This is a genomic window from Pseudomonas sp. No.117, from assembly GCF_054558395.1.
The window spans coordinates 83,817-95,191 of the sequence record NZ_BAAJNP010000005.1; the positions used below are offsets into that span (position 1 = coordinate 83,817).

Below are 11,375 nucleotides of genomic sequence, written 5' to 3' on the forward strand. Positions count from 1 at the left end.
CATGCCGATCAAGATCGTTCCGCGCTCCGCCTGTCGTGCGTCGGAGATCACCCCCGAAGCCGTCTACCTGTCCCGCCGCCAGTTGCTGGGTGCCGGAGGCGCGCTGCTGGCCGGCGCCGCCCTGCCCCGCTGGGCCCTGGCGGATCCCTCCCGCTACGCCGACGTCGACCCGGCCAAGGGGCCGGACTGGTTCGAGCGCAAGCTGCCGGATACCCGCTGGCAGGCGGCGACCGTCAAGGGCGAGGACATCACCCCGTTCAAGGACGCCACCCACTACAACAACTACTACGAATTCGGCCCGGACAAGAGCGACCCGGCCGCCCATGCCGGCCAGTTGCCGACCCAGCCCTGGAGCGTGGTGGTCGACGGCGAGGTGGGCAAGCCCGGTACCTACGGCCTGGAAGACCTGTTCGGCCCCGATACCCTGGAAGAACGCATCTATCGCATGAGGTGCGTGGAGGCCTGGTCCATGGTCATCCCCTGGCTGGGCTTTCCGCTGGCCAGTTTGCTCAAGCGTGTCGAGCCCACCGGCAAGGCGCGCTACGTGAGGTTCGAGACGCTTAAGGACCCGCAGCACATGCCCGGCATGAACTCCAGCTTCGCCCTGCTGGACTGGCCCTATGTGGAAGGCCTGCGCCTGGACGAGGCCATGCATCCGCTGACGCTGATGACGGTGGGCATGTACGGCCGGGTGCTGCCCAACCAGAACGGCGCGCCGCTGCGCTTGATCGTGCCCTGGAAGTACGGCTTCAAGGGCATCAAGTCCATCGTCCGCATCAGTCTGGTGGCGGAGCAGCCGCGCACCACCTGGCAGGGCATGGCGCCCAGCGAATATGGCTTCTACGCCAACGTCAATCCGGAAGTGGACCACCCGCGCTGGAGCCAGGCCCGCGAGCGCCGCCTGCCCAGCGGGCTGTTCAGCCCCAACGTGCGGCCGACACTGATGTTCAACGGCTATGGCGAGGAAGTGGCCTCGCTCTATGCCGGCATGGACCTGCGGAGAAATTACTGATGGGGTTGCTGCTCTGGCGCCTCGGCGTATTCGTCGCCGCGCTCTGCCCGCCGCTGTGGTGGCTGTACCAGGCCTGGATCTTCGCCCTCGGCCCGGATCCGGGCAAGGCACTGGTGGACAAGCTGGGCACCGGTGCCCTGGTGTTGCTGCTGCTGACCCTGAGCCTGACGCCGCTGTCGCGCCTCACCCGCTGGAAGCTCTGGCCGGTGATCCGCCGCCAGCTCGGCCTCTGGACCTTCACCTATGCCCTGCTGCATTTCCTTGGCTACCTGGCCTTCGTGCTGGGTTTCGACCTGTCGCAACTGGGCGTGGAGCTGCAGCGCCGTCCCTATATCATCGTCGGTGCAGCGGCGCTGCTGATCCTGCTGGTCCTCGCCGTCACCTCCAACCGCCCGGCGATGCGCCGCCTGGGCAAGCGCTGGAAGGAGCTGCATCGGCTGGCCTACCTGGTGCTGGGCCTGGGCTTGTTGCACTACCTCTGGATCGTGCGCTCGGACATCGAGGAGTGGGCGATCTATGCCGCCATAGGCGCAGGCCTGCTGGCTTTTCGCCTGGTGGATGGCTGGAGACGGCGACGCCGCAGCCAGCCGGTGCCCGCCCCCACCCGTTGATCACGGATGGGGGACGTAGGGGGATGCAACTCCACCAGCTGCTTATATAGGGGTGGTATTAACCAACGGCAAGGACAAGCGTGCCATACCGGAAGGCTAGTAACCACAGGGGTGGTATTGCCCGGGCGCCTCGGCTCCAGCAGGTTCGACCGCCGGAGCCACGCCTTTCGATCAGCGTTGCGCAGCCTGGCGCAGGCCCTTCAGGGTGTTGAGCGGAGCGTCCACCACGAAGCTGTTGGCCAGCCAGGACGGCACGCTGCCGCCCGGTTCGCTCTGGGCCTCGTAGGTGACCTCCGCGCCGCCGTTCTTCGGCACCACGCGCCACTGCCCCTGGAAGCTGGCGACCCGTACGTAGCCGTCTGCCGGTGGCCGATAGTCCGGCACGCCTTCCAGGGTGCGGGTGAAGCCGCCGTCGGGGGTCTTCTGCTCGGTCACGTGGAGCACCACGTCACGGGCGGTGACTGGCCACGGCATGTCGATGCGCATGTAGGTCCAGGCCTGGTTGTCCTGGCGCTTGAGCACCTGCAGCGACTGGCAGCGGAAGATCCACTTGCAGGAGCCTGCCGGGTCGTCCTGCAAGCGGGCGATGGTGGCCGGGTCGGCCTTGATCTGGACCACGCCGCGGTAGGCCTTGTACTTGGAGCCGGCGACGGCGCGGGTATAGACCTGGACACCGTCTTCCTGCTTGGCGAGCTGCCAATCGTCGGCCTGGGCCAGGCCGGTGGCTGCGAGCAGGGTCAGGGCAAGGATGGAGCGAAGCGGCTTGTGCATGGGACGTCCCTTGTTGTTGTGGTTGTCGGAGCCTTGGGTAGTGCGGATCAGGCGGCGGTTTCACCCTCGAGGCGCAGCAGGATCGCCAGGGCCTCGGCGCTGCTGCTGCCGCAGAAGTCCGGCTCGGCCTTGAAGCCGCCGCACACCGCGGGGCGCAGCGGCGAGCCGAACAGGTCGCAGCGGTTGGTGCTGTCCAGATGGGCGCAGCGCACGCCGGATGGCTTGCCCTGGGGCATACGTGGCAGCGGTGAGGAGATCGACGGCGCGATACAGCAGGCGCCACAACCCGGACGGCACTCCATGGGTGAAACTCGCGGGAAACAGGCCTCAAGCTTAAGAGCAAGGCGGGAGCGTCACAAGCAAATCGTGACCAGACGTCCCCATCGAGTCATGAATGTTACGTTCATTCACCAAGTGCCACGCAACCCCTGGACGTTTCCACCGTCTTATCTGCGATGATCGAGGCGGCTGGCCCGAGGGCGTGACGATGAAGCATTGGCTGGTGCTGGACCTGGAAGCGACCACCGACGAAGGCGGCTGGCCCATAGAACTGATGGAGATCATCGAGATCGGCGCGGTGATGGTCGATGCCGAGGGCCTGGAGCTGGATCGCTACCAGACCTTCGTCCAGCCCCTGCGCCTGCCGTTGTTGACCCCCTTCTGCCGCGCCCTCACCCACATCAGCCAGGCGGACGTCGATGGTGCCGAGCCCCTGGACGATGCCTGGCCCGCCTTCGAGACCTGGTTGAGCGGCTACGAGACGACCCTTGCCGGCTGGTGCAGCTGGGGCGACTTTGATCGCCGCCTGCTGGAGCGCGCCTGGCGCGAACACGACCTGCACACCCATCTGGCCCGGGTACCGCACCGCAACCTCAAGCAGGCCTTCGCCAAGGCCCGCGGGCTGCCGCGCCCCCTTGGCCTGACTGCTGCGCTGGAGGCCGCCGGCCTGGCCTTCACCGGCGTGCTGCACCGCGCCGAGACCGACGCGCGCAATACCGCCAAGCTGTTGCCGGCCAGTCTGCCGGCCTTCGCGCGCTGACGAGAAGGCAGGGAACCGGTGACAGCCGCGGATGGCCTTGGGCATACTCGCGGACGGTCACACCCGCTCTCGCACAAGGAAATCCCCATGTTCAAGGTCAACGAATATTTCGATGGCACCGTCAAGTCCATCGCCTTCAGCCTCAAGTCCAAGCCCGCCACCCTGGGCGTCATGGCGCCCGGCGACTACGAATTCGGCACCAGCCAGCTGGAAGTCATGCACGTGGTGGCCGGCGCCCTGACCGTCAAGCTGCCGGGCAGCGAGAACTGGGAAACCTTCGCCGCGGGCAGCCAGTTCACCGTGCCCGCCAACGCCAAGTTCCAGTTGAAGGTGGCGGAAGACACCGCCTACCTCTGCGAATACCACTGAGTCCGCGCTGCCCGTCGCTCGGCCCCGGGGCCGACTGGCGGGCGCCAGCCTGCCTGAACGCTTCCCCTTCCTACCGGTCCTAAGCGACGTCACCGCCTTCGGACCCACCGCCATGTCGCCAATCGCACCCCAGGGCACTCGCCAGCCGAGCCATGCCCGCCCCTTCGAGCACCAGCCCCGGAATCTCCCGACGCATGGGATAGCCCTTGCGCAGGGCGTCGAACGCCTGGGCCCGCGCCAGGGTCGGCAGGCCGAGGGTCGCGCGTAGCGCCGCATCGTCGTCACGGGGGTCATAGACCGCCCGGCACAGGCGCTTGAAGGCCGTGGCCTCCGGCGCTTCCAGACCGAAGACCAGCCGCTCCAGTTGCTGCGCCGGCAACAGCTCGGCCAGCGTCAACCGCGGGGTAATGCCGGCCCAGGCACAGAAGGCCTCGTAGATCATCGCCGTACCTCGCCACTTGCCTTCCAGGCTGTGACCGGCGATATGCGGCGTCGCTACCTCGCACTGCCGCGCCAGCTCGGCGTCTATGCCCGGCTCGCCTTCCCAGACATCCAGGGCCACCGCCAACTCGGCGCCGCCTGCGAGGTGCGCGCGCAGGGCAGCGTTGTCGATCACCTCGCCACGGCAGGCATTGAGCAGCCAGGTGCCCGGGCGCAGCCGGGCCAGTCGCGCCGCATCGAACAGGTGCAGAGTGCGGTGCTCGCCCTCGCGGATCAGTGGGGTATGCAGGCAGAGCACGTCGCAGCGCTCGATCAACTCATCGAGCCCATGAAAGTCGCCCTGCTCCCTGGCCTGACGCGGCGGATCGCAAACCAGCACCGTCCAGCCCAGGCCGCGCAGCACCTCGGCCAGGCGACCACCGACCTGGCCGGCGCCGACGATGCCATAGGTGCGCTGGGCGAGGTCCGCCCCGGCGCCATCGGCCAACGCCAGCAGCGCACCGAGCACCCAGTCCACCACGCCGCGGGCGTTGCAGCCGGGCGCGTTGCTCCAGTGGATGCCGGCCTGGGTAAAATAGCCGAGGTCGAGATGATCCGTGCCTATGGTGCAGGTGCCGACGAAGCCGACCGGCGAATCCGCCAGCAATGCCTGGTCGACGCGGGTGATGGAGCGCACCAGCAGGGCATCGGCGCGACTCACCGCCGCGCGGTCGAAGGCACGGCCCGGCAGGCGTTCGAGGGTCGCATGGGGACCGAAGAAGGCCTCCAGCAGCGGAATGTTTTCGTCGGCAAGGATGTGCATGCCTGGGCACTCGCAGGAACGGGGACCGGCACTTTAGCAGGCGATCCAGGCCAGGCAACGCTTACCGCAAGACTTGTCACACTGACCACGAGGACTAGACTATCCGCCCCGAAGCTGACCGAACGATCAAGTGACCTCCTCCCTGCCCCGCATCAGACGTGAATTCGGCGCCCTGCTCTCACTGGCCGCGCCCATCGTCATCGCCCAGCTCTCCCACTCCGCCATGGGCTTCGTCGATGCCGTGATGGCTGGCCGGGTCGGGCCGCTGGACCTGGCCGCCGTCGCCCTGGGCAATTCGGTATGGATACCGGTGTTCCTGCTGATGACCGGCATCCTGCTGGCGACCACGCCGAAGGTGGCCGAGCGCCATGGTGGCGGCCGCAGCGGCGAGATCGGCCCGCTGGTACGCCAGGCCCTCTGGCTGGCGCTGGGCTGCGGGCTGATCGCCAGCCTGCTGCTGCTCAACGCCCGGCCGCTGCTGGTAGCCATGCACGTCGATCCGCAACTGATCGGTCCGACCCTGCTCTACCTCAAGGGCATCGCCATGGGCCTGCCCGCCACCGCCTTCTACTATGTGCTGCGCTGCTTCAGCGACGGCCTGGGGCGTACCCGCCCGGCCATGCTGGTGGGCCTCGCCGGTCTGGCGCTGAACGTGCCGCTGAACTGGATCTTCATCCAAGGCCACCTGGGCCTGCCGGCGCTCGGTGGCGCCGGTTGCGGCTTCGCCTCCGGCACGGTGATGTGGGCGATGCTGCTGGCCATGCTGGCGATCATCCGCACCGAGCGCTATCGCGCCTGTGCCATCTTCGCCCGCTTCGAGCGGCCGCATGGCCCGACACTGCGCGCCCTGCTGGCCATCGGCGTGCCGATCGGCATCGCGGTGTTCGCCGAGTCGAGCATCTTTTCCGTGGTGGCGCTGCTGATCGGCGAGCTGGGCCCGACCGTGGTGGCCGGGCATCAGGTGGCGCTCAACTTCTCCGGCCTGGTGTTCATGGTGCCCCTGGCACTGGGCATGGCGGTGACGGTACGGGTCGGCCAGGCCCTTGGTCGTGGCGAACCGCGCGAGGCGCGCTTCGCCGCCGGCGTCGGCATGGCCGCCGGGCTGCTCTGCGCCTGCGTTTCCTGCACCCTGATGCTGACCGCGCGTACCTTCATCGCCGGGCTCTACTCCCAGGACCTGGCGGTGATCCAGCTGGCCGCGTCGCTGCTGGTGTTCGCCGGCATCTTCCAGTTCTCCGACGCCATCCAGGTCACCGCCGCCGGCGCCCTACGCGGCTACCAGGACACCCGTGCGACCATGGTCATCACCCTGCTGGCCTACTGGGGCGTGGGCCTGCCGGTGGGCTGGGCGCTGGGGCTGAGCGACTGGTTCGGCGCACCGCGCGGGCCGGCCGGGCTCTGGCAGGGCCTGGTGCTGGGCCTGACCTGCGCGGCCATCCTGCTGTCGGTGCGCCTGGCGCGCAGTGCCCGCCGACGCATCCGCAGCGTCTAGCCCGTTCACCTTGCTACACTGCCCGCCTCGTCGGACGGCGCCTGGCGCCGCCGTCGACGGGCGTTTCCCCCCTTTCGCGAGCGTGCGACTTCGATGATCCTTCGCCTGCTACAGCTGCTCTGCCTCTGTTTCCTGCTCATCGGTCCGGTCCAGGCGGCGCTGCCAGGCCTGCCCAGCGCCGAGAAGGACCAGGTCGATCCCCAGTTCGGCCAGTCCCTCGACCAGGTTATCAAGACCCTGGAAAGCGACCAGCAACGCCATCGGCTCCTGGAAGATCTCAAGAAGCTGCAGGCCGCCCAGGCCAAGGCGGAGCCGAGTGCCTCCCAGGGCGTGATCGGCCTGATCACCGACACCCTGACAGTGGTCGAGCAACAGCTGCAGCGCGACAACCTGCGCGAGCGCTGGCAATTCCAGCTGGACCAGGCCGGCGCCGAGCTGGTCGCCCTGGCGCCAGCCCCCGACCAGCGCCTCAACCTGCTGTCGGGTTTCGTCATCACCCTGGCCTTCTGGACCGGTTGCGCCCTCGGTCTGAAACAACTCAGCCATCGTCTGAGAATCAGGTTCGGCCTGTCCGAGGAGTTACCGCTGCGGCCCCGCACGCTGGACCTGGTGCGCTTCGCCCTGCGCAAGCTGGCGCCCTGGCTGCTGGCGTTCGTCATCACCCTGGTGGTGTCCCTCTGGCTGCCGGATTCCCTCGGCAAGACCGTCGCCGTCACCCTGGCCTACGCGGCGGTGACCGGCCCGCTGTTCGCCGCCACCGTGGTGGTGATCTGCTCGCTACCCAGCGGCGCCCATCGCAGCCGAGCACTGTTGATCCTGCGCCGACGGGCCTTCCGCCCGCTGTGGATTATCGGCAGCCTGGCCGCCCTTGGCGGCGCGGCCAGCGATCCGCACCTGGCCGAGACACTGGGCTCCCACCTGGCCGCCATCATCGCCATCGCCGCCAACCTCTGCGCCGCGCTGCTCACCGGCCAGTTCGTCCTCCGATTCCGCCGCCCGGTGGCCCACCTGATCCGCAACCAGCCGCTGGCCAAGCGCCAGGCACTGCGTGGCCTGCAGGGGGTACGCCAGCTGGTCGCCCGGCTCTGGCACCTGCCGGTGCTGATCCTGGTGGCGGTCTCCCTGGTGGCGACCTTCGTCTCCGCCGGCGATACCAGCGACGCCCTGCGCCGGGCGCTGCTGTGCGCCGTGCTGATGGGCGCGGCGCTCGGTCTCAACGCCCTGGTGCGGGCGCGCCTGCTGCGGCCGCGCCATGGCGGTCGGCTGCAGGAGGCCTACGCCGAGCGCCTGCGCGCCTTCTTCGTGGTGGTGCTGGGCATCGTGATCTGGCTGGTGGCCCTGGAACTGTCGTTGCGCGCCTGGAACGTATCGCTGCTGAGGTTCAGCGAGGGCGATGGCCATGTCGTGGCCGGCAAGTTCTTCGGGCTCGGCGGTACCCTGCTGCTGGCCTGGCTGGTGTGGATCCTGGCCGACACCGCCGTCCACCGCGGCCTCAACTTGCACCGGGTCAATCCGAACAACGCCCGCGCCCAGACCATGTTGCCGCTGATCCGCAACGTGCTGTTCCTGACCATCTTTGTCATCGCGCTGATCGTCGCCCTGGCCAACATGGGGGTGAACGTCACCCCGCTGCTGGCCGGCGCCGGCGTCATCGGCTTGGCGGTGGGCTTTGGTGCCCAGAGCCTGGTGGCCGACCTCATCACCGGGCTGTTCATCATCATCGAGGATTCCCTGGCCATCGGCGACTACGTCGACGTGGGCAATCACCTGGGCACCGTGGAAGGACTGACCATCCGCACCGTGCGGCTGCGGGACATCGACGGCATCGTCCATACCATCCCCTTCAGCGAGATCAAGAGCATCCAGAACTACTCGCGGCAGTTCGGCTACGCCATCTTCCGCCTGCCGATTCCCCAGGCGCTGTCGGTGGACAAGGCCATCGAGATGGTCCAGGAAGTGGGTCGCTCGCTGCGCCAGGACCCGCTGCAAGGACGGGACATCTGGTCGCCGCTGGAGCTGCAGGGAGTGGAGAGCTTCGACTCGGGCATGGCGATCCTGAGATTTCGCTTCAAGACCGCGCCGATCAAGCAGTGGGAGGTCTCGCGGGCCTTCAACCTCAGGCTCAAGCGCTACCTGGACGATGCCGGCATCGAACTGGCCTCGCCGCGCATGAACGTGCGCTACGAGGTCGGTGGCTCACCGCTGGACCAGGCGACGCGGGGGGAAGCACCCGGTGAGGGTTAGGGTGGCTGGCACGACTGCCGGTCCTCGCGGCTCGCGAGAAAAGCTTCTAGGGTGGTTACTCACCCGCCCCTGCGAGATCCCGACATGCCTGCGCGCACCCTGCTCTGTTATGGCGACTCCAACACCCACGGCACCCGCCCCCTGACCCAACCGGACGTGCTCGAACGCTTCGGTTGGGACGAGCGCTGGACCGGCGTGCTGGCCCGCGGCCTGGGCGACGGTTGGCGGGTGATCGAGGAAGGCCTGCCGGCCCGCACCACGGTCCACGACGATCCCATCGACGGCCATCACAAGAACGGCCTGAGCTATTTGCGGCCCTGCCTGGAAAGCCACCTGCCGGTGGACGTCCTGTTGCTTATGCTGGGCACCAACGATCTCAAGACGCGCCTGTCGGTAGGGCCGGCGGATATCGCCAGCGCCCTGCAGGTGCTGCTGGAAGAAATCAGGCGCTGCAACGCCGGCCCGGAGGGTGGCCAGCCCGAGCTTATCGTCATGGCCCCGGTACCCATCGACGAAGTGGGCTTTCTCGGCGAGATCTTCATCGGCGGCGCCGCCAAGTCACGCCAGTTGGCGGCGCGCTATCGCCAGGTGGCCGAAGCCCAGGGCGCGGCCTTCGTCGATGCGGGTGAGATCATTCAGGTAAGCCCGGTGGATGGGGTGCATTTCGAGGCGGACCAGCATCGGCTGTTGGGCGAGCATCTGGTGGGCGTGGTCAGGGGCCTGGGTGTTGCCTGACCGTGGAGCGTAGGGTGAATAACGGCGCAGTCTTGTCCACGGGTCCCGGGACATGGAGTGGAAAACGCTGCGCGGTTTTCCACGCTACGGAATGCGCAGTAACGTAGGTTGGGTTGAGCGCAGCGAAGCCCAACAGACCTAGCCCGACATTGTACCGTTGGGCTTCGACGCTGAAGCCGTCTCAACCCAACCTACAGCGACGGACGCTCACTCCACCTTCTTGCGAATCCAATACAGATAACGTCCCTCCCCCTCGCTCTTCTCCACCAGCTCATGGCCGAGGAAGACGCAGAACTTGGGGATGTCGCGCTGGGTGGAGGGATCGGTGGCGATGACCTTGAGCAGGGCGCCGGGGGCGATGTCGCGCACCTTGTTGTGCAGCATCATCACCGGCTCCGGGCAATTCAGCCCGCTGGCGTCGAGAGTGGCATCGGCTTCGAGGGTCATCGGTACTCCAGAAAACGCTTAAATAGACATCGAGTAGGCGCGAGAACCTGTGCAAAGTTTCGCGAGCTAGAGACAGGCAAGGCGAAAATCGCCGAGGAAGCGCAGTTTACGAGCTGTAAATGAGCATTTCGACCGGGCTGGCGATCCAGGCGGTTTTTAACGCAGCCTGGCCGACGCGCAGCAAACTTTGGATAGGTTCTCAGGGTTTCCGATCCAGCCGCCGCAGATGACAGGTCACTTCCTCGCGGTCGTGGTAGAGCTGCTTGCAGCCGATAACGACGCGCTGGCCGCGGTCTTCGAAGTGGTCGTGCAGGCGCTCGAGGATACCGGCCACTTCGCGATAGCGTTGCTTCATCGGCAGCTTGAGATTGACCACCGCCTCGCGGCAATGGCCCTCGCCGATCCAGCGCTCGATCAGCGCGGCGGTGCGCGCCGGTTTCTCGACGATATCGCAGACCATCCAATCCACTGGCCGCTTGGGCGCGAAGGCGTAGCCGTCGACCTGCAGGTGCTCCACCAGACCGGTGTCCATCAGCGCCTCGTTCATCGGGCCGTTGTCCACCGCCGTCACCAGCATCTCGCGGGCCACCAGTTGCCAGGTCCAGCCACCGGGGGCGGCGCCCAGGTCCACGGCACGCATTTCCGGCGCCAGGCGAGTCTCCCATTCGGCGCGCGGGATGAACTGGTGCCAGGCTTCTTCCAGCTTGAGGGTCGAGCGACTGGGCGCCTCGCGGGGAAACTTGAGCCGCGGGATACCCATGGGCCAGAGCGCGGCGTTACCCGGCTCGACCAGGCCGACGAAGACCTGGCGACCGCTGAGGAAAGTCAGTTGCAGGCGCGGTGCCCGGGGGTCGTCCACCAGGCGACCGGCCTTGCGCAGGGCAAGGGTCAGGGGGCGTTCGAATTTCTTGCAGAAGGTGGAGAGTGCCTTGCCGTCGTTGGTGTCGGGCATCTCCAGGGCCAGGCTGCCGCAGACCGGATAGTCGGCCAGGCACTCCAACAACGGACCGATGCGATCCTGTTCCGGCAGGTCGAGAAAGGCGCCGCGGGACCACTGGCGGGGAAAGACCAGCTCGGCGAACCTGAGGTTCTGCATCAACCGGGCAGCCCCTTCGGCATCGCCGCAGACGAATTCGGCGTAGGCCTCGCCGGGCTTGCCGCGGGCATAGCCGGGCACGCCGAGCAGCGCCGTGCGCTCACCGAGCTCAGCGCAGACCTCGCCTTCGAAACCGGTACGGCATAGCAGCAACAGGGTATTCACGACGGGGCTTCCTCGAGCGGTCACGCAGGGCGCGCACTATACCCCAGCGCGCCGGACAGGGAACGTAGACCGCGCCTATCGGTCCAGTACTACACCTAGAAAAATCAGTCCGCCCAGCGCTGCTACGGGTCTCCTTCACCTTTCGAGGCTC

General features: G+C 67.4%; 12 protein-coding genes. 7 read left to right on the plus strand and 5 right to left on the minus strand.

Annotated elements, in window-relative coordinates:
• Window position 1 precedes the first annotated feature (1 nt).
• Together msrP and msrQ are read left to right on the plus strand one after the other, a co-directional pair.
• A complete protein-coding gene (gene msrP, locus ACYJP6_RS13135; protein WP_459475451.1) occupies window positions 2-1,012 on the plus strand; it encodes a protein-methionine-sulfoxide reductase catalytic subunit MsrP in 1,011 nt (336 codons plus the stop codon).
• Window positions 1,012-1,623, plus strand: a complete 612-nt coding sequence (msrQ, locus tag ACYJP6_RS13140) for a protein-methionine-sulfoxide reductase heme-binding subunit MsrQ (RefSeq protein WP_459475452.1) — start codon at window positions 1,012-1,014, stop codon at window positions 1,621-1,623. The genes msrP and msrQ overlap by 1 nt, the downstream gene beginning before the upstream one ends.
• Window positions 1,624-1,794: 171 nt before the next feature.
• On the opposite strand, the gene ACYJP6_RS13145 is transcribed toward msrQ, so the two are convergent.
• Window positions 1,795-2,394: an START domain-containing protein gene (locus ACYJP6_RS13145; protein WP_459475453.1), complete on the minus strand. Its 600-nt coding sequence runs from the start codon at window positions 2,392-2,394 to the stop codon at window positions 1,795-1,797.
• A gap of 47 nt (window positions 2,395-2,441) precedes the next feature.
• Window positions 2,442-2,696: a YkgJ family cysteine cluster protein gene (locus ACYJP6_RS13150; protein ID WP_145011034.1), complete on the minus strand. Its 255-nt coding sequence runs from the start codon at window positions 2,694-2,696 to the stop codon at window positions 2,442-2,444.
• A gap of 185 nt (window positions 2,697-2,881) precedes the next feature.
• Between ACYJP6_RS13150 and ACYJP6_RS13155 the strand changes: the two genes are divergently transcribed.
• Both ACYJP6_RS13155 and ppnP read left to right on the plus strand, forming a co-directional pair.
• Window positions 2,882-3,433 carry a 3'-5' exonuclease gene (locus ACYJP6_RS13155; protein WP_459475455.1) on the plus strand — a complete coding sequence of 184 codons (552 nt, stop codon included), beginning with the start codon at window positions 2,882-2,884 and terminating at the stop codon, window positions 3,431-3,433.
• A gap of 87 nt (window positions 3,434-3,520) precedes the next feature.
• Window positions 3,521-3,802, plus strand: coding sequence for a pyrimidine/purine nucleoside phosphorylase (ppnP, locus tag ACYJP6_RS13160; RefSeq protein ID WP_145011040.1), 282 nt, complete (start codon window positions 3,521-3,523; stop codon window positions 3,800-3,802).
• A gap of 79 nt (window positions 3,803-3,881) precedes the next feature.
• On the opposite strand, the gene pdxB is transcribed toward ppnP, so the two are convergent.
• Window positions 3,882-5,045 (minus strand): 4-phosphoerythronate dehydrogenase PdxB, encoded by a 1,164-nt coding sequence (pdxB, locus tag ACYJP6_RS13165; protein ID WP_459475456.1) that lies wholly within the window; start codon window positions 5,043-5,045, stop codon window positions 3,882-3,884.
• A 130-nt stretch (window positions 5,046-5,175) separates the two neighbouring features.
• On the opposite strand from pdxB, the gene ACYJP6_RS13170 reads away from it, so the two are divergent.
• From ACYJP6_RS13170 to ACYJP6_RS13180, 3 genes are all read left to right on the plus strand, one after another.
• A complete protein-coding gene (locus ACYJP6_RS13170) occupies window positions 5,176-6,537 on the plus strand; it encodes an MATE family efflux transporter (RefSeq protein ID WP_459475457.1) in 1,362 nt (453 codons plus the stop codon).
• Between the two features lie 93 nt (window positions 6,538-6,630).
• On the plus strand, window positions 6,631-8,781 hold the full coding sequence (locus ACYJP6_RS13175; protein WP_459475458.1) for a mechanosensitive ion channel family protein: 2,151 nt from the start codon (window positions 6,631-6,633) through the stop codon (window positions 8,779-8,781).
• A gap of 84 nt (window positions 8,782-8,865) precedes the next feature.
• Complete coding sequence (locus ACYJP6_RS13180; RefSeq protein WP_459475459.1) at window positions 8,866-9,516, plus strand: SGNH/GDSL hydrolase family protein; 651 nt, start codon at window positions 8,866-8,868, stop codon at window positions 9,514-9,516.
• Window positions 9,517-9,723: 207 nt separating this feature from the next.
• Here the strand turns inward: ACYJP6_RS13180 and tusA are convergent, their stop codons facing one another.
• Together tusA and rlmM are read right to left on the minus strand one after the other, a co-directional pair.
• Window positions 9,724-9,963: a sulfurtransferase TusA gene (gene tusA / locus ACYJP6_RS13185; RefSeq protein ID WP_027597771.1), complete on the minus strand. Its 240-nt coding sequence runs from the start codon at window positions 9,961-9,963 to the stop codon at window positions 9,724-9,726.
• A 199-nt stretch (window positions 9,964-10,162) separates the two neighbouring features.
• Window positions 10,163-11,224, minus strand: a complete 1,062-nt coding sequence (gene rlmM, locus ACYJP6_RS13190; RefSeq protein ID WP_459475460.1) for a 23S rRNA (cytidine(2498)-2'-O)-methyltransferase RlmM — start codon at window positions 11,222-11,224, stop codon at window positions 10,163-10,165.
• Window positions 11,225-11,375: the final 151 nt, after the last annotated feature.

Excerpts from the sequence above, each read along its gene's own strand:
- ppnP (WP_145011040.1), top strand. The coding sequence starts at position 3,521 with ATGTTCAAGGTCAACGAATATTTCGATGGCACCGTCAAGTCCATCGCC.
- ACYJP6_RS13175 (WP_459475458.1), top strand. The coding sequence starts at position 6,631 with ATGATCCTTCGCCTGCTACAGCTGCTCTGCCTCTGTTTCCTGCTCATC.
- msrP (WP_459475451.1), top strand. The coding sequence starts at position 2 with ATGCCGATCAAGATCGTTCCGCGCTCCGCCTGTCGTGCGTCGGAGATC.
- msrQ (WP_459475452.1), top strand. The coding sequence starts at position 1,012 with ATGGGGTTGCTGCTCTGGCGCCTCGGCGTATTCGTCGCCGCGCTCTGC.
- ACYJP6_RS13145 (WP_459475453.1), bottom strand. The coding sequence starts at position 2,394 with ATGCACAAGCCGCTTCGCTCCATCCTTGCCCTGACCCTGCTCGCAGCC.
- tusA (WP_027597771.1), bottom strand. The coding sequence starts at position 9,963 with ATGACCCTCGAAGCCGATGCCACTCTCGACGCCAGCGGGCTGAATTGC.
- pdxB (WP_459475456.1), bottom strand. The coding sequence starts at position 5,045 with ATGCACATCCTTGCCGACGAAAACATTCCGCTGCTGGAGGCCTTCTTC.
- ACYJP6_RS13180 (WP_459475459.1), top strand. The coding sequence starts at position 8,866 with ATGCCTGCGCGCACCCTGCTCTGTTATGGCGACTCCAACACCCACGGC.
- ACYJP6_RS13150 (WP_145011034.1), bottom strand. The coding sequence starts at position 2,696 with ATGGAGTGCCGTCCGGGTTGTGGCGCCTGCTGTATCGCGCCGTCGATC.
- ACYJP6_RS13155 (WP_459475455.1), top strand. The coding sequence starts at position 2,882 with ATGAAGCATTGGCTGGTGCTGGACCTGGAAGCGACCACCGACGAAGGC.